General features: G+C 31.3%; 17 protein-coding genes. 12 read left to right on the forward strand and 5 right to left on the reverse strand.

Annotated features, from left to right (window positions below; translation table 11 throughout):
* Positions 1-699: 699 nt before the first annotated feature.
* From pdxT to L3B98_RS26475, 3 genes are all read right to left on the reverse strand, one after another.
* Complete coding sequence (pdxT, locus tag L3B98_RS26465; protein WP_077366677.1) at positions 700-1,275, reverse strand: pyridoxal 5'-phosphate synthase glutaminase subunit PdxT; 576 nt, start codon at positions 1,273-1,275, stop codon at positions 700-702.
* A 1-nt stretch (position 1,276) separates the two neighbouring features.
* Positions 1,277-2,146: a pyridoxal 5'-phosphate synthase lyase subunit PdxS gene (pdxS, locus tag L3B98_RS26470; RefSeq protein WP_238918911.1), complete on the reverse strand. Its 870-nt coding sequence runs from the start codon at positions 2,144-2,146 to the stop codon at positions 1,277-1,279.
* Positions 2,147-2,243: 97 nt separating this feature from the next.
* Entirely contained in the window at positions 2,244-3,197 is a 954-nt protein-coding gene (locus L3B98_RS26475; RefSeq protein ID WP_238918912.1) for an SAM-dependent methyltransferase, read from the reverse strand.
* A 356-nt stretch (positions 3,198-3,553) separates the two neighbouring features.
* On the opposite strand from L3B98_RS26475, the gene L3B98_RS26480 reads away from it, so the two are divergent.
* From L3B98_RS26480 to L3B98_RS26510, 7 genes are all read left to right on the forward strand, one after another.
* Positions 3,554-4,708 (forward strand): ABC transporter substrate-binding protein, encoded by a 1,155-nt coding sequence (locus L3B98_RS26480; RefSeq protein WP_238918913.1) that lies wholly within the window; start codon positions 3,554-3,556, stop codon positions 4,706-4,708.
* A gap of 25 nt (positions 4,709-4,733) precedes the next feature.
* Positions 4,734-5,609, forward strand: a complete 876-nt coding sequence (locus tag L3B98_RS26485) for a branched-chain amino acid ABC transporter permease (protein ID WP_015395788.1) — start codon at positions 4,734-4,736, stop codon at positions 5,607-5,609.
* A 9-nt stretch (positions 5,610-5,618) separates the two neighbouring features.
* Complete coding sequence (locus L3B98_RS26490; protein WP_238918914.1) at positions 5,619-6,584, forward strand: branched-chain amino acid ABC transporter permease; 966 nt, start codon at positions 5,619-5,621, stop codon at positions 6,582-6,584.
* 4 nt (positions 6,585-6,588) lie between these two features.
* Positions 6,589-7,347, forward strand: coding sequence for an ABC transporter ATP-binding protein (locus L3B98_RS26495; RefSeq protein WP_015395790.1), 759 nt, complete (start codon positions 6,589-6,591; stop codon positions 7,345-7,347).
* Between the two features lie 3 nt (positions 7,348-7,350).
* Entirely contained in the window at positions 7,351-8,055 is a 705-nt protein-coding gene (locus tag L3B98_RS26500; RefSeq protein ID WP_238918915.1) for an ABC transporter ATP-binding protein, read from the forward strand.
* 159 nt (positions 8,056-8,214) lie between these two features.
* Complete coding sequence (locus L3B98_RS26505) at positions 8,215-8,364, forward strand: hypothetical protein (RefSeq protein WP_015395792.1); 150 nt, start codon at positions 8,215-8,217, stop codon at positions 8,362-8,364.
* A 211-nt stretch (positions 8,365-8,575) separates the two neighbouring features.
* Positions 8,576-10,711, forward strand: a complete 2,136-nt coding sequence (locus L3B98_RS26510; protein ID WP_238918916.1) for a sodium-translocating pyrophosphatase — start codon at positions 8,576-8,578, stop codon at positions 10,709-10,711.
* A gap of 68 nt (positions 10,712-10,779) precedes the next feature.
* Here the strand turns inward: L3B98_RS26510 and L3B98_RS26515 are convergent, their stop codons facing one another.
* Positions 10,780-11,667, reverse strand: a complete 888-nt coding sequence (locus tag L3B98_RS26515; RefSeq protein WP_077366681.1) for a DUF4474 domain-containing protein — start codon at positions 11,665-11,667, stop codon at positions 10,780-10,782.
* A 270-nt stretch (positions 11,668-11,937) separates the two neighbouring features.
* On the opposite strand from L3B98_RS26515, the gene cooS reads away from it, so the two are divergent.
* The 5 genes from cooS to L3B98_RS26540 all read left to right on the forward strand — a co-directional run bounded on the left by cooS (position 11,938) and on the right by L3B98_RS26540 (position 17,419).
* Positions 11,938-13,812, forward strand: a complete 1,875-nt coding sequence (gene cooS, locus L3B98_RS26520; RefSeq protein ID WP_077366682.1) for an anaerobic carbon-monoxide dehydrogenase catalytic subunit — start codon at positions 11,938-11,940, stop codon at positions 13,810-13,812.
* 271 nt (positions 13,813-14,083) lie between these two features.
* Positions 14,084-15,385 (forward strand): SPFH domain-containing protein, encoded by a 1,302-nt coding sequence (locus L3B98_RS26525; protein WP_077366683.1) that lies wholly within the window; start codon positions 14,084-14,086, stop codon positions 15,383-15,385.
* A 76-nt stretch (positions 15,386-15,461) separates the two neighbouring features.
* On the forward strand, positions 15,462-16,175 hold the full coding sequence (locus L3B98_RS26530) for a hypothetical protein (protein WP_077366684.1): 714 nt from the start codon (positions 15,462-15,464) through the stop codon (positions 16,173-16,175).
* A 2-nt stretch (positions 16,176-16,177) separates the two neighbouring features.
* On the forward strand, positions 16,178-16,729 hold the full coding sequence (locus L3B98_RS26535) for a hypothetical protein (protein ID WP_077366685.1): 552 nt from the start codon (positions 16,178-16,180) through the stop codon (positions 16,727-16,729).
* Positions 16,730-16,753: 24 nt separating this feature from the next.
* The gene (locus L3B98_RS26540; protein ID WP_077366686.1) at positions 16,754-17,419 is read left to right on the forward strand and encodes a hypothetical protein; all 666 of its coding nucleotides are present in this window, start codon (positions 16,754-16,756) and stop codon (positions 17,417-17,419) included.
* A 285-nt stretch (positions 17,420-17,704) separates the two neighbouring features.
* Here the strand turns inward: L3B98_RS26540 and L3B98_RS26545 are convergent, their stop codons facing one another.
* Entirely contained in the window at positions 17,705-18,700 is a 996-nt protein-coding gene (locus tag L3B98_RS26545) for an arabinose ABC transporter substrate-binding protein (RefSeq protein WP_077366687.1), read from the reverse strand.
* Between the last annotated feature and the right edge of the window lie 10 nt (positions 18,701-18,710).

Here is an 18,710-nt window from a genome sequence, read left to right on the forward strand (position 1 = left end):
TAAAAATTGCTGGTTTACTTAAATGTATTTATCTTATTCTGTTCAATTTTCAAAGACCATTTTCTTTCTTACAACTTTCGTTGTAATATCTTGTTTCTTTTTGTCACTCACAAGCGACTCGTTTATCTTATCACTTACTTTCAAGCTTGTCAACAACTTTTTCAAAATCTTTTTTAGCTCTTTATTTGTGAGCTATTTGTTCATTTGCTTTAGTTGTTTACCGCTCTCAGCGACGTGTTTTATCTTAACATATCCACTTAGCCAAATTGCAATTAAATCACTCATAATTTTAATTTAGATTTATAATTCACTAATATTCTTCACTTTTCTTAATTATCCTCATATTGATACACCCCGCAGAGTTAATTGCTTACTATAAGAGTTTACATCCATAATATCAGCTTAAAATCTATTCTATCATCTTTTCTCATTAATCTTCCTTTCCTCGACTCCTTATACCAATTTCTTTAGTTTATAAATCTTTTAATACTCCTATAATTCTAATAAAACAAAAAAAACTACTGAAATATATTTTAGAACTGCTTAATCGCTGTGCAAAATATATATTTCAATAGTTTATTTTTCTATAATTATATTGCTATAAATATATATTATAAAAATAGCCTCTTGCTATTATTAACGTTATATTAACAGTACCACCATATATAAAACATTTATTATAGCCTATATTACAAATCCTTATCCATAATTCATGCAGCTGGTTGTCAAAAAGTAATCCAAAAATCTTAAATCATCTGTTACTTCAGGATGAAAAGAAGTGACTACAATATTTCCTTCTCTTGCAGCTACTATATTATTATCTATCTTACATAATACTTCTACAGTTTCTTTTACATCTACTATATATGGTGCTCTAATAAAAACAAGTTCTATTTTTTCTTCAGATACTGTACTAATTGATTCATAAACTCTAAAACTATCTATTTGAGTTCCAAATGCATTTCTTCTTACTTTAATATTCATTACTTTAAGATATTCTTCTTGCCCTTCTATCTCATCTGCCAATAATATCATTCCTGCACATGTTCCCCAAGTTGGAAGTCCATTTCTTATTTTATTCCTTAATGGTTCCATTAATCCTGTTATTTTCAATAGTTTTCCAATAGTTGTACTTTCTCCTCCTGGCAATATTATTGCATCAATATCATTTAAATCTTTTTCCTTCTTAACTTCAACTCCTATATGTCCTAAATGCTTTATCTGATTTAAATGCTCTAAAACATCCCCCTGCAGAGACAAAACCCCAACCTTCATTTTACCATCCTCTTTCAGCATATTGAGTCTTTACCTCTTCTGCTGAGATTCCACTCATTGCATTTCCTAAATCTGCAGAAACTTCTGCTAATTTTTCAGAATCATTATAATAAGTAGTAGCCAATACAATAGCTCTTGCTCTTTTTTCTGGATTATCAGATTTAAATATTCCTGAACCCACAAATACACCATCACTGCCTAACTGCATCATAAGAGCTGCATCTGCTGGCGTTGCAATTCCTCCGGCTGCGAAGTTAACAACAGGTAATTTACCATTTTCCCAAACGTATTTAATTAACTCATATGGTGCTCCAAAATTTTTAGCTAAAGTCATTAACTCTTCTTTTGATGAACTTTGTATTTTCTTTATTTCCTCAGTCATCGTTCTCATATGCTTAACTGCTTGTACTATATCTCCTGTACCTGCTTCACCTTTAGTTCTTATCATTGATGAACCTTCACCAATTCTTCTTAGTGCTTCGCCAATATTCGTTGCACCACAAACAAACGGAACTTTAAAAGTTTCTTTATTTATATGGTATTTATCATCTGCAGGCGTAAGTACTTCGCTTTCATCTATGAAGTCAATATTCAGAGCTTCTAATATTTGAGCTTCCACAAAATGCCCTATTCTGACTTTAGCCATAACTGGAATAGATACTGCCTCCTGAATCTCCTTAATCATTTTAGGATCTGACATCCTGGCAACTCCACCTTCTTTTCTTATATCTGAAGGAACTCTTTCAAGAGCCATTACTGCACATGCCCCAGCTTTTTCTGCAATTATAGCCTCTTCTTTGTTTGTGACATCCATAATAACGCCACCCTTTAACATTTGAGCAAGATTTTTATTTATTGATTCTCTTTCCATAATACATAAATCCCCCCTTTTTGAATTACCCTTATAATAAAATATGTATGGATACAATGCAAATGTACCCATACATTAAAATGATACCAATCAACTTTTACTCACAAACATTTATATATCTCTTAAATTTTCCTTTACAGACATATGATTTATCAACAATTTTAAATCCTGCATCCATAATATAATTATCCATATCCTCAAAAGTAACTAAGACTAATCTATCACTAATTTTACGTGCACTTCTGATAAGAGCTGTTTGCTCCTCTATTGTCGTTGGTGTAAATAAACCATATGGCAAATCTATAATTGCAACATCGTACCTCTCTTCTATTTCATTCATATCCCCATTAGTTATTACATCTTCATAACCATAGAATTTTAAGTTTTTCTTAGCATTTTCTGCAATACTCATATTGAGTTCACATCCAACAACATTAATCTCCATTGAAAGAGCTTCAAGAATAACTGTCCCTACTCCGCAACATGGATCTATTAACTTTAACTCCAAGTTGTTTCTAACTGCTATATTTACTAGTGCTCTAGCCACTCTCACGCTCAAAGAATTCGAATATGAGTAGGGTTTCTTATCATGAATATGCCACTCATAATCATTTTTCTCATACTTACCAAATATCCACTTTCCATTAATCCTTGTAATCCCAAGAATAATCTTAGGATTGTGAATTTCTGGTTCCCCTGTTATTACAAATCCAATTTGACTCAAGCTTTTAAGTCTTTCCTCATAATCTATATCCCCATATTCTGTTCTTAAGTAACAAACCTTAAAATTATCATATGCTAATTTATCCCCTATGATATTTTTCATTATTTGCTCTAATGAATCCTCTTCATATACAACTGATATCATTTCTTTTATAAAAGGACTCCTTGACGGGCAAATGTAAAAATCTGAAAACAAGTATTTTTCACTTAGAGTTTCTCTGAAAAGACACTTAATCTCCAGCTTGCATAAAGCTTCTTCAAACACAGGATACTTAATGTAGTAGAAGTACTTTTTATAATTATTATCATCTAATTTATCTTTATCCAATTAATTTCACCATCTTCGCTTTAAATATAATTTAAGTATTGATATTAGTTTAATAATACCATAACAGATGCACGAAATAATTCATATTCTATAATCTAAATAAGTGCTTCAACCCTTTTTATTCTTCAACTCTATTTAACATAACATTATTTTTCACTGTTTTGTTATATATGATAACGTTTTTATCTCCGTTTTATTATTTTTTATATAAAATATTAAATATCAATCTTGTAATAATCACTTGCATATGTTATTATATCAACAATATATATGATAACTTTATAATATTTTATCAACATATTTCGAAATTAATTATCATTTTAATATTATTGTTTAAATTAAAGGGGGATAAATATATGAAAAAAAATTTATTATCGGGAATATTAATTTCCGCTATGGCTGTTACTCTTTTAGCTGGTTGTAGTGGAAATACAGCTGGAGGCGGAAGCAATGGAGATACTATAAAAATCGGTGCCATTGGTCCATTATCTGGGGCAGCATCTACTTATGGGGTTTCAGTTAAAGAAGGTGCTCAATTATTAGAAAAAGAAGTTAATGATGCTGGCGGAATTAACGGTAAGAAAATCAAATTTGTTTTTGAAGATGACCAAGCTGATCCAAACTCATCGATGCAAGCTTTCAATAAACTTGTTGATGATGAAAAAGTATGTGCGATTTTAGGACCTGTTACATCAGGTGCAACACTTGCAGTTGCTCCAAATGCAACATCAAAGCAAATTCCTATGATAACTCCAACAGCTACAGAACCAACAATAACTAAAGTTGGTGGAGATTATATGTTTAGAGGTTGTTTTGTAGACTCTTTCCAAGGTGATGTTCTTGCTAAATATGCAACTGAAAAATTAGGAAAGAAAACTGCTGCAGTTTTATATAATTCTGGTTCAGATTACTCAAAAGGAATAGCTGACAGCTTTAAAGCAAAATTTGAAGGTGCTGGTGGACAAGTTGGTGAATTCTTAACTTACAATGATAAAGATACTGACTTTAAAGCTCAATTAACTAAAATTAAAAGCTTAAATCCAGATGTAATAGTATTACCTGATTACTACAATGTTGTTGGTCTTATTGCTAAACAAGCTAGAGATATGGGAATAACTTCTCAATTCCTAGGCGGAGATGGATGGGAATCAGAAGAATTAACTAAAATCGGTGGAAAAGCTGTGGATGGTGCATTATATATCAATCACTACTACTCTGGAGACTCAGATGAAAATGTAAAGAAATTCGTTGAATCATACAAGAAAGAATATAACAAAGAACCAGATGCTTTCGCTGCTCTTTCATATGACACTTCTAAAATATTAGTAAAAGCAATCGAAAAAGCTGGCAAAACAGATGGTGCCGCTATTAAAGATGCTTTAGCTGGAATGGAAATGAACAGTGTTACTGGTAACATCAAATTTGGTAGTGACAGAAGTGCTATAAAGAGTGCTGCAATTATTAAAGTTGATGGAGATAAGAAAGTTTTAGCTGGTAAAGTTAATCCTTAATCATTAAAAAAAGGAGGAATATACAATGGAATTTATACAACAAATCATTAATGGTTTAGCTTTAGGTAGCGTATATGCCCTCCTAGCATTAGGATATACAATGGTATATGGAATCATACAGTTAATAAACTTTGCTCATGGTGAAATTTATATGATAGGAGCCTTTTCAGGCTTCTATTGTGCTTCAACATTAAAATTGCCATTAATCCCAACATTATTAGTTGCTATGGCAGTTTCAGCATTAGCAGGAATAATCATAGAGAAGGTTGCTTATAAACCACTTAGAAATTCTCCAAGAATTGCATTACTTATTACAGCAATTGGTGTTTCTTTATTCTTACAAAATGCTATGAGATTATTAGTTGGATCTAATCCAAAACCATTCCCTGATTTAATTAATGCTGGGAGTATTAATATAGGTGCTATTCAAATTGATATGAAGACAATATTAATGTTTGGAGTTTCTGCACTTCTTGTTGTTTTACTACAATTTATTGTTTACAAAACTAAAGTTGGAAAAGCTATGAGAGCCTCTTCTCAAGATATGGAAGCTGCTTCTCTTATGGGTATAAATGTTGATAACACTATTTCACTTACCTTCGCTATTGGCTCTGCCTTAGCTGGTATAGCTGGAGTTTTAGTTGCAATATCTTACCCTAGCATTACTCCTTATATGGGAGCTATGCCTGGGCTTAAAGCTTTCGTTGCTGCAGTACTTGGTGGAATTGGAAGTATACCAGGAGCCCTTGTTGGTGGACTTGCTATAGGCTTACTTGAAACTTTTTCTAAAGCTTATATCTCAACCAACTTCTCTGATGCAATAGTTTTTGCAATTTTAATTATAATACTTTTAATTAAGCCTTCTGGTCTATTGGGTAAAAAGACCAATGTGAAAGTGTAGGTGTTAATTATGAAGAATTTGTTTAATAAAAAGAATATATGTATTGCTGCCGGAGTTTTAATAACTTATGGAGTATTGTTTGGTTTAATAAGTGCTGGTGCCATTAACTCATATTACAAAGGAATTATTACTTTTGCTTTAATTAATGTTATCTTAGCAGTATCACTAAATTTAATTGTTGGATTTACAGGACAATTATGTTTAGGACATGCTGGTTTTATGTCAATAGGCGCATATGTATCTGCTATGGTTACACAAAAAGCACACATGCCCTTTGTTGTTTCAATTATTATTGGTGCAGTAATTGCATGTATATTAGCAGCATTAGTTGGATATCCTACACTAAAGCTTACAGGTGACTATTTTGCAATAACTACCTTAGCCTTTTGTCAAATTATCCAAATAGTAATTATGAATATTGATACAGTTGGTGGGGCGCGTGGACTTACTGGTATACCAACAAAAACTACTTTTACAGTTGCTTTTGTCTTTATGGTGGCCAGCATAGTTATAATAAAGAATATAATTAATTCATCGCAAGGGAGAGCAATGCTTTCAATTCGTGAAAATGAAATAGCTGCTGAATCTATGGGAATCAACGCATTAAAATATAAAATGATGGCATTTATTATAGCTGCATTTTTTGCTGGACTTGCTGGAGGACTATATGCTCATTATTCAGGTTATATAAAACCAGATCTTTTCGACTTTAACAAATCAATTGATTATTTAACTTTCGTTGTATTTGGTGGTATGGGATCTTTATCTGGTTCAATTATTTCAGCTATAATGTTAACTTTCTTACCAGAACTTTTAAGAAGCATGGGTGATTTCAGAATGGTTATTTATCCATTAGCTTTAATACTTCTTATGATATTCAGACCTGAAGGATTGCTTGGAGATAAGGAAATTTCTCTTAAAATCTTCGGCAAAATAATACCAAGTAAAAAGTCAAAGGACAGAGAGGAGGCATAATTCAATGTTAGAAGTTCAAAATTTATCAATTGTATTCGGTGGATTAAAGGCAGTTTCAGATTTTAATCTTACTATAAATGAAAAAGAAATTGTTGGACTTATTGGACCTAATGGTGCTGGTAAAACTACTGTATTTAACATGTTAACTGGCGTTTATACTCCAACTGAGGGTACTATATCCTATCTTGGGGAAAAGATTCAAGGTCTTAAACCATACAATATCACTCAAAAGAAAATAGCTAGAACCTTTCAAAATATACGTCTATTTTCTCATCTTTCTGTTCTTGATAATGTAAAAGTAAGTTTTAACTATAGAATAAATTATTCTCTATTTGATTCTATCTTTAGAACTCCTAAATTTAGAAAAACTGAAGCTGAAATTATAGATAAGAGCATTGAATTATTAAAAGTCTTTTCTCTTGATGGAAAAAAAGATGAATTAGCTAGCAATCTTCCTTATGGAGAGCAAAGAAAACTTGAAATTGTAAGAGCCTTAGCAGCTGAGCCATCTCTTTTATTATTAGATGAACCTGCTGCTGGTATGAATCCTCAAGAAACAGTAGAGCTTACTGAACTTATAGACTGGATTAAAGAAAAATTTAATATTTCAATTCTTTTAATTGAACATGATATGAAACTAGTTATGGGAATTTGTGATAAAATTGCTGTTCTTGATTACGGAAAGAAAATAGCTGAAGGTACCCCTGAGGAAATTAAAAACAACCCTAAGGTAATTGAAGCTTATCTTGGAGAGGGGGCTTAAAAAATGCTTAAAGTAGAAAATATTAATCTATATTATGGTGTAATTCATGCCCTAAGGGATATTTCCCTTGAAGTAAAACAAGGTGAAATAGTAACATTAATAGGCGCCAATGGTGCTGGCAAGACTTCTACCCTTAGAGCTATATCAGGACTTCAACCTATAAAGTCAGGTAAGGTTACTTTTAAAAATTCAGAATTAAGTAGAACTCCAGCTAATAAAATAGTTTCTTTAGGTCTTTCACATATACCTGAAGGAAGAAGAGTTTTCCCTCAGTTAACGGTTTTAGAAAATCTAGAGTTGGGTGCTTATTTAAGAAAAGATAAAGCTGGAATAAAGCAAGACTTGGAGATGGTCTTTGCTAAATTTCCAAGATTAAAAGAAAGAATAAAACAACAAGCAGGTACACTTTCTGGTGGTGAACAGCAAATGCTTGCAATAGGAAGAGCTCTTATGAATAGACCGGAAATGTTAATCTTAGATGAACCTTCAATGGGACTTGCGCCTCTTGTGGTTAAAGATATCTTTGATACAATTGTTGAAATCAATAAATCAGGGACTACTATACTTTTGGTTGAGCAAAATGCAAATATGGCATTAGCTATTGCAGATAGAGCTTATGTTCTTGAAACAGGAAGAATAGTTAAGTCTGGAGATGCACAAGTACTTCTTAATGATGAAAGTATTAAGAGTGCTTATCTTGGAGAATAAAAAATTTAATTAAATTTTTAATAAAAGGCTGATAAAATTTATCGGTCTTTTATTATTGTGTTTTTGTATAACATTGAAACTTTGATTTAAACTGAATATCTTCTTAACCTATAAGAAACACTATTAGCATATAGATTATTTATTTAGGAGGTCAAATTTATGAATAAAGAAGAAAATAGTTCACTACATGACAAAGCTAAGAAAATGATGATTGATGGTGAGTCTTGGGATTCCATAATGGAAAAAACTCATTTAAGATTAAAAGATTTAAGAAGAATTCAAATTAATGAAATAGATCCTAAATTTTAATAAATTATTTATAAAATTTAAATTTATAGTACCTTAACCCCTTTAGAAATAGCTATTTATGGATTACCTAAAATTTTCTATATATATCTATTTCTTTTTTTATATGCTTTTTGTAGAAAAAAGTGAAAACTTTTGTAATTTTCTGAATATTTTATTGTATAATATAAGTGTACAATATATTTTTATCATAAAAATAAAGGGGATGTTTTCAATGGTACCATATTTTATACTCATTTATAGTGTTATTATTATCTCACTTATGGTAATCGTCTACTTGGTAAAGTACACATTTGCACAAGATAAAGGCACAACTGAAATGCAGGAAATATCAACCTACATTAAAGAAGGTGCAATGGCGTTCATTAAAAGACAGTATAAAACTATATTCATGTTATCAATTCTAGCTTTATTTTTAATAATATTATCTAATTACTTTGGTAATACAAGTAAAGGCTCTAGCACAGCTATATCTATTTCATTTCATACTGGAATAGCATTTATAACAGGTGCATTCTGTTCTGCCTTATCAGGATATATTGGTATGTATATGGCAGTTAATTCAAACATAAGAGCTGCTGCTGGTGCAAAAAAAGGATTAAACAATGCTCTTCAAATAGCTTTAAAAGGAGGCGCAGTTACTGGACTAGCTGTTACAGCACTATCTCTTTTAGGTGTTGCAACTTTATTTCTCTTATATGGAGGAGGTTCAGGTAACGATACTCTTATAAAAGAAGCTCCATCTCTTTTAGTTGGATTTGGTTTTGGTGCATCCTTCGTTGCACTATTTGCACAACTTGGTGGAGGTATATATACAAAAGCTGCTGATGTTGGCGCTGACCTTGTTGGAAAAGTTGAAGCTGGTATTCCTGAGGATGATCCAAGAAATCCTGCAGTTATCGCTGACCTTGTTGGTGATAATGTTGGTGACTGTGCAGGAAGAGGTGCTGACCTTTTTGAATCAACAGCCGCTGAAAATGTCGGTGCTATGGTCCTTGGTGTTGCACTATATCCTATCTTTGGTTGGAAAGGCATACTATTCCCTCTTGTAGCACGTGCTCTTGGTATTTTAGCTTCAATAGTAGGTATTTTTACCGTAAAGGTTAAAGATAATAACGACGATCCAATGAAAGCTTTAAAGAGTGGCTTTGTTGTAACTTCTATAATAAATTTAATTATTCTATATTTTGTAGTTAATAACATGCTAACAGGTGCACTTCCAAATGGTGGCAGCGTTAATTCAATTTATTTATATGGCTGTGCAGTTGCTGGTATACTACTTAGCTATGTATTTGTAATTATAACTGATTACTACACTTCAATAACTCGCAAACCAGTAAAAGAAATAGCTAATGCATCTGAAACTGGAGCTGGTACAAATATAATAACTGGATTATCAGTTGGTATGGAATCAACTGCATTACCTGTTGTATGTATTTCAATTTGTATATTTGCAGCTTATAAGTTAAGTGAATTAGCCTTACCTAATATTGCAAATGCAGGTTTATATGGTACAGCAATAGCAACTATGGGAATGCTATCAACCTGTACTTATATTCTTGCTATGGATACCTTTGGACCTATAACTGACAATGCAGGTGGAATCACTGAAATGTCTGGAGCTCCTGAAGAAATCAGAAATGTTACAGATAGATTAGATGCTTGTGGAAACACTACTAAAGCATTAACAAAAGGTTATGCAGTAGGATCAGCTGCTTTGGCAACCTTCTTACTATTCTCAGCATACCTAGATGAAGTTAAACGAATTTTAGGAAAGCCTTTAGACTCATGGTTTTCAGTTGATATAGGAAAACCAGAAGTATTTATTGGAGGCTTTATAGGAGCCATGATAGTATTTCTATTTAGCTCAACAGCAATTAGTGCTGTTGGAAGAGCTGCTAAATATGTAATCCTTGAAGTTAGGCAACAATTTAAAGAAATTCCAGGCATAATGGAAGGCACAGCAAAACCTGATTATGCTCGGTGCGTAGACATTGTTACTAAAGGAGCCTTAAAGGAAATGATTCTTCCTGGAATAATAGTAATATGTGCTCCAGTTGTTGTTGGAATGCTCTTAGGAAAAGAATCAGCTGCTGGCTTTTTAATGATAACTACAATAACAGGTGTAATTATGGCTCTATTCCTAAACAATGGCGGTGGTGCATGGGACAATGCAAAAAAGCTTATAGAATTGGGCGAACACGGTGGAAAGAATTCTGAAGCCCACAAAGCTAGTGTTGTTGGAGATACAGTTGGAGACCCATTTAAGGATACTGCTGGTCCATCCCTTCATGTATTAATAAAACTTGTAAGTACTTTGACCTTGGTATTTGTAGCATTATTTAGCTAAAATATTTTTAGCCAAATAAAAAAGAGAATTCACCCAAAATGAATTCTCTTTCTTCATAATATATTAACTTACAAAATTCCAGAATCCTTCATATTTTTCAAATCCCTTACTATGGCTGCCTTCCCTATTATTTCTTCATAAATATACGGTGCTTCCTCTTTTATAAAATGCATTTTATCTTCAATATCATCATACATTTTTGTAATATCATTATACCTATCGCACAATAACTTATTTTTCTTCTGTATCAATTTATCAGCTTTTTCTATTCTTGTTATTGGCTGTGGCGTATGAGGTTTATCAAAGATTATTTCTACTGAATTTTCATTTCTGCTTATTTCCTCCTGTGAATATCCTGCATTTAATAATCCTTGTATAAATGAATTGCACATAGTGTTGTCTTTAAAAAAAATCTTAATACTCATTTCTAATTCTGAAGGCTCTGAATATTCTCCAAGCTTAAATCCAGCCAACCACCAATGTTCCTCATCCCTTGAAAATAGAAGTTCACCATTCTTTTTTAAAGTAAAAGACATAGGTAATCGTTCCTCATCATTTGCACAATTATAAAACATATATTTATACGCAGCTGGGATATTTAAAGCAGGTTTAGCAGCCGTATATATTCCAACTTCGCATCCAGTATTTAAATCATATTGCCCTTTCCATAGTTCAATTAGCCATATTTTATTATCATATTCAAAATAAATTGGTTCACAATCTACAATCATACCAAATGGAGCCATTGTTTCATCATATAAACGACTATATCCCATATTTCTCTGCCAAGGGTTCATATTGCAATAAAAAATATCTTGTTCAGCATCATAAGCATAACCTGCAATAGCTATTCCCTTTTCAAAAATATTATCTCCATCTGCATTTTCTAACTTCTCTTTATTTATATTCTTCATTATTCGGATTCCAGTAAGCATTGTTATCAAAGGTTCAAACATAACTACTCACCCCAAATAAATTATTTTTATTTATATAATATTCTTTATTCAATCATTATGTTAAAAAAATATAACAATATTGACAAAACTATAAAACTGTATTATTATAATTTATACCAAATAGGTATAGTTAATGACTAATACATTTTAAAATTTTATATTAAGAAATAACATAAGGCGAAAGCCTTTTAAAATCACTTAAAACTATACCAAATAAGTATAGTTAATATTTTAATTTATAATTTTCAAATTTAAGGAGACGATTAAACTATGTCAATGTGTACATCAGCAGATTGTAAATTATGCGAATTTTTATCATCAAAAGAAGATCTTGAAACATCTTTTAATAGAGTTGAAACTCAAAAGGCTAAATGTAAGTTTGGGAAAAGTGGAGTTTGTTGTAAGCTTTGTTCAAATGGGCCATGTAAAATAACTCCAAAATCACCAAGAGGTGTTTGTGGGGCAGATGCCGATACTATAGTTGCAAGGAACTTTTTAAGAGCGATTGCAGCGGGTTCAGCATGTTATCTTCATGTTGTTGAAACAACAGCAACAAATTTAAAAAATATTGGAGAAGGCAAAGGTAATCTAAAAATAAAAAGTCCAGAAACTTTAGATAATCTTGCAAATATATTTGAGATTGTTGAATCAGATATAAATCAAAAAGCTATTAAGGTAGCAGATGCAGTTCTAAAGGATCTATACAAGCCAAGACATGAAAAAATGGACTTAGTTAAAAAACTAGCTTATACTCCAAGATTTAAAAAGTGGGAAGAACTAAATATCTTACCTGGTGGTGCTAAATCAGAAGTTTTTGATGCTATAGTAAAGACTTCAACTAACTTAAGTAGTGATCCTGTAGACATGTTATTTAATGCATTAAATCTTGGAATATCAACTGGTATTTATGGTCTTGTATTAACTAATCTTTTAAATGACGTTATCCTTGGTGCACCAAAGATTAGACAAGCTAAAGTAGGTTTTAGAGTAATAGATGAAGATTATATAAATATAATGACAACAGGACACCAACACTCAAATATTGCACATCTTCAAGATAGATTAATAGATGAAGATGTTAAAAAACGTGCAATTGAAGCAGGTGCAAAAGGCTTTAGATTAGTAGGTTGTACATGTGTTGGCCAAGACCTGCAATTAAGAGGTGAGCATTACACTGAAGTTTTCTCTGGACATGCAGGAAATAATTATACAAGTGAAGCAGTGCTTGCAACAGGTGGTATAGACTTAATTGTTTCAGAATTTAACTGTACAATTCCTGGACTTGAACCTGTAGCAGAAAAGTTCAAAGTTAAAATGCTTTGTACAGATGATGTTGCTAAAAAGAAAAATGCTGACTATATAAGATTTGATATGGAAAAAGCTGAAGACTTAAGTGAAACAATCATATCTGAAGCATTAGAAAGTTATACAAACAGAAGAAAGACCGTTAAAATAGATATTCCTAAAGATCATGGTCATGATGATGTAGTAACTGGTGTTAGTGAAGGTTCATTAAAAGAATTCTTAGGTGGAAATTGGAATGGACTTATTGATCTAATTGCAAAAGGAAAAATTAAAGGTATAGCTGGAGTTGTAGGATGTTCGAACTTAACTGCAAAAGGACACGATGTATTTACTGTTGAGCTTACTAAAGAATTGATAAAGAGAGATATCTTAGTGCTTTCTGCTGGCTGTTCTTCAGGAGGACTTGAAAATGTTGGACTTATGTCACCTGGTGCTGCTGAACTTGCTGGAGATAATTTAAAAGAAGTATGTAAATCTCTTGGCATACCTCCAGTTCTAAACTTTGGTCCATGTCTTGCTATTGGAAGACTTGAAATGGTAGCAACTGAGCTAGCAGAAACTCTAGGTGTAGATATTCCTCAACTTCCATTAGTATTATCAGCACCTCAATGGCTTGAAGAGCAGGCATTAGCTGATGCTGCCTTTGGATTAACTTTAGGATTACCTCTTCATGTTGCAATATCACCATTTATAGATGGTAGCCCTGTTGTAACTAAAGTTTTAGAAGAAGATCTTGTTAATATAACAGGTGGTAGACTTATAGTTGAAGAAGATGTAGTTAAAGCAGCTGATGAATTAGAAAAAATAATTGAAACTAGACGAACTCAAATGAATATTTAAAAGCTTATGATAATAAATTCATAAGAAAGGAAGATACCTCGAAGATTTACTTTTGAGGTATCTTTTTTACTAACTTTAAGTTGCTTTACTTTATAACTTTCCACACCATAATTTACCATGTTTCAGTCACATATAATTATTTTACATTATAATGAATTGAAAGAATATTATGGTGCAAAATCACTATATTTTGATGTATAATAAATAAGGTATTATTATAATTTTATTTACATAATTTATTACTAAAATTAATAACAAAGGGGGAATTTTAATGGCAATTGTAGAAGTCGTTAAGTATAATGGTGGTCCAGATACTTTTGCTTGGAAATATCCAAGTGAAGAATTAGGAACATGGACTCAACTTATTGTTAACGAATCTCAAGAAGCTATTTTATTTAAGGGAGGACAAGCACTTGACTTATTTCCAAGTGGAAGACATACCCTTGAAACTGCCAACATTCCATTTTTAAATAAAATCGTTAATCTTCCATTTGGAGGCAGATCGCCATTTACTGCAGAAGTTTGGTATATAAATAAAGTCTATTCATTAGATGTTAAATGGGGAACTGCTACACCTATCCAATTGCAAGATCCTAAATATAAAATTTTTGTACCAGTACGCTCTTTTGGACAATTTGGTATTCAAATTGAAGATTCAAGAAAATTTTTAATAAAATTAGTGGGTACCCTTTCTGTATTTGATAAAGACAGTATTATAAAGTATTTTAGAGGATTGTACTTAACAAAAGTAAAGGATGCTATTTCTTCCTATTTAGTTCATAAGCAAATCAGTGTTTTAGAAATTAATGCTTATCTTGATGAGCTTTCTGAACAATTAAAAGAAAAGATGGTACCAATTTTATCTGAATATGGTATCAAACTAGTTAACTTTTATGTTAATGACATTAATATACCTGAAGATGATAATGCTGTTATTAAATTAAAGGATGCACTTGCCAAACGTGCTGAAATGGATATAGTTGGCTATAATTATACTCAAGAACGTTCCTTCGATACAATGGAAGGAGCTGCTACTAACCCAAGTTCTGGACAAGCAGGATTTATGGGAGCTGGCCTTGGATTAGGAATGGGAATGGGACTTGGTAATAGCTTTGCTAATCAAATGGGTATAATAACTCAAAATATGACTACTACTATTACAATAACAAAGACTTGCCCAAATTGTGGCACTGAAATGGAACAAGAAAAGCGTTTTTGCAGTGATTGTGGTTTTGATACACAAAAAAATGACTCTAATAAAAAACGTGAAAACGTTAATTGCAGTAATTGTGGTGCTTCATACTCTATTAATGCTAAATTCTGTCCTGAATGCGGTGATAAATATAACCCTTGCCACAAATGCGGAGCTGATTTAAAAGAAGATGCAACTGTGTGCCCTGAATGTGGCAGTGAGAAACCAAAGCTTTGTAACAACTGTGGATATAAGATAGAAAATGAAAATACTAAATTCTGCCCTGAATGTGGAACTTCATTAATTCAAAAGTGTTCAAGTTGTGGAACAGAAATAAACGGTTCTCCAAAATTTTGTCCTGAATGCGGAAATAAATTTTAATTTATTAAGTTAGAATCTGTTAAGCTGTTATGAAAAAATAGCTTGATTATTCATAGAATTGAAAAGGGGGATAAATATGGGTAGTAAAGCAAGAACTCTTGCAAGTATAGGAATTGGCTTCATTGTTTTTATAGTTACCTTAGTAGTATTTTTCTTGGGATATACAAATCATCCAATGGAAAACATAGATTGGATTGCCTTTATATTTGTATTAATTTCAGAAATCCTCTTATTTGGAGGTACTACTATTATCTTAATGAAAAAATATCCAAGCAATCAAATGTTATTGGTATCTGGAATTATTTCCACTCTATCAATTTACTGGATAGTTACTTGCATACTTTCTATTTTTAACAAAAATATATTTAACGGTAATACTCAAGGTTTTATTACTACTCAAATTATTATTCTTGCAGCTGCTTTAATTATCTCAATAGCATTATATGTAGCTGGGATTAATGTAAATGAAAATGATGATGAACTTGCTTATTCAGGGATAATAATAAAAGATTGTGAAAGTCTTGCATTTTCATTAAAATCTAATTCTAATTTTAGTGCATATTCATCGCTACTAAATAAAATTTATGAAGAAATAAAATATAGTGATAAAACCAAAACAGTTGAAAATGAACAAATCATATATAATAGAATTCAGACACTTAAAGAATTATTATCAACTAATGAAAATAATTCAAAAATTGAAGATGTTTCAAAACTAGTTGATGAAATAGTATTACTTATTAAAGAGCGTAATCAGTCTGTACTAAAATTACATCAAGGAGGTTTCTAAATATGAGCATGCAACAAACTTCACGTCCAAGAATTGTAGCTTACAGAATTGCAGGTATCATAGCAAGTATATTAGGTTATTTGATTGATTTTATATTTGGTATTACACTTATATTTGGTAATCCCCTGGGTGGTGTAGGTACAATAATAGTACTACTTATATTCATTGCTATAGGAACTTGGCTAATTATATATGGTATTAAAACAAAAAGAAAAATTATAAGATTCAAGAAATATGTAAACATAATTTCTTTAGAAAATGAAACTTCTTTAGAAAATATTGCAAATGCATGTTCACAATCAATAGATTTTGTAATTAAAGACCTAGAAGTAATGATTGCTCAAAAGTTTTTTACTAATGCATATATAGATAGAGATACTAATGAAATTGTTCTTGAAAGAAAAAATAACTCTGAAGTTTCAAATAATATAATTGCAAAAACTGAAGTTGTTGAGTCAAAGGTTGTGACTTGTAAGAACTGTGGGGCATCAAATAATATTACCATTGGCACTGTAGCAGAATGTGAATTCTGCGGATCAGTTTTAAATTCATAATGATACGTAAAGGAAGGGATCTTAATGAATTATAATTTTAATAATATTGAAGTTTCAGTGAAAAATCCTAACCCTAAGTGGTGGTTATCATTACCTTTTATTATATTTACTTTTTTAGCTTTTTTCCCAATTGGTATATTTCTAATGTGGAAGAGATATACTACTTATGAAAAAAACTCCTTACAGTCTGGAAAAGCTGTTACTATAATCGGATGTATACTTTTATTTGGTGCATTTGTGACATTTATTGTAAGTATTTCTGATGGATTTAAACAAGGTAAAGTTGCAATATTATTCTACCTTCTATCTGGTATAAGCCTGGTTTTAGTGGGAAAAAAGAGAAAAGAAAATGCAAAAAAATTCAAAAAATGTATTTCAATTATTCTTAATGATGAAATCATGGATATTGATAATATTTCTGCTCTCATTCCAGCATCATATGAAAATACAAAAGAGTACTTGCAAAATATGATTGATAATGGCTTTTTTCAAGATGCTTACATTGATGAAATTAAAAGACAAATAGTATTTCCTAAAAAGAAGGAAGCTAACTCATATAATCAATTTAATAATACCGAGAAGAATATTAGGATGAAGGTAGTAACTTGCAATGGCTGCGGAGCTCAAAACAGTATAGCTGCTGGAACTGTAGGAGAATGTGAATTCTGTGGATCTAAAATAGAAGCATAATGAGAAAAAATAATTGAGAATTTCAGATGAATGTCATGAAATTCTCAATTATTTTTATTTACAGGTAGTCTAATCTCAACTTAGTCTAGTTTTCTGAATATGAAAAATTTGATTTTTCCTGGGAAATAAATTGTATTCTTACTTATCAGCTAACCTACATCTCTCACTTCTCCATTAAAAATGGTTCTATTTTCTATTCACAAAATTTAGCTAAATAGCTTTTATTGAACTGCATATTAACTTGTATCCCCTATTGATAAACCGTATTCCATGTAATTTTTTAAATCATTTAAGAATTAAGTTTTTATAATTATCTTTAGTTATTATTTTATCTGTAACTAAGTACTTATCAGGTATATCTTTCCCATTCAAAAGATTCTCCATAAGTTCTTGTGCTGCAATTTGTCCCACTTCTGTAGCACTTATATATGCAGAAGCTATAAGTGGAGAATTTTCCTTTTGGAATTCATCTTTTGCTACGTAGCTACCTACACCTACAGCTACAGCATTTTTTGCAAGACCTGATTGTTGAAGTGCCTTTATAGCACCAATAGTTCCAGCTTCGTTTGCTGACATAACAAACCAATTTTTAATATTCTTATTATTTGCAATAGTAGAAGCTGCTGAATAGAAGCTTTTTTCTGACTGGCCATTATATTCTGCCTGAAAAATATTTTCCTTTGGAAAATTAGGAATTCTATTTTTAAAGGTGTCTAATTGACCCTCAGTTCTAGGTATACAGCTAGATACCGAATCCATTGACATAAGTAGAAGTCCAGACTCATTAGGATTAGTTAACCTATTATTTTTCTCTAAGTAATCCACCATAAGACTAGTCATATCTCGTCCAATTTGATTAGAATCTATTCCAACAAATGGAGCAATATAATTACTGCTTTCATCAGTTAAAGGGTCATCACAAGCAATAACCGCAATATTTGCTTTTTTACATCTTTCTATGGTTATTTTACTTAGTTTTTGGTCAGGAACACATATTAAAATTCCATCTACTTTTTGAGTAATCAAGTTATCCAAAGCGGATAAATATACGTCTGGATTCATTTTAGCATCTATAGTAATTACTTCTTTAGCACCCATTTTTAAAGCTTGATTTTTAGCTGCTTCGCTTTCTTCCTGGAACCAAGTTTCATCTAAAGTTTTATAAATAACAGCAATAACCAAATCAGATTTTTTAGAATTTTGATTATTACTTACAGTATCACAAGAAAAAGTAAAACTACATAAAATTATAATAACAACTAAAAGTATTCTCTTGTTCATGTAATATAAA

This window comes from Clostridium sp. YIM B02555 (assembly GCF_022320955.1).
GTDB lineage: Bacteria > Bacillota > Clostridia > Clostridiales > Clostridiaceae > Clostridium > Clostridium saccharoperbutylacetonicum.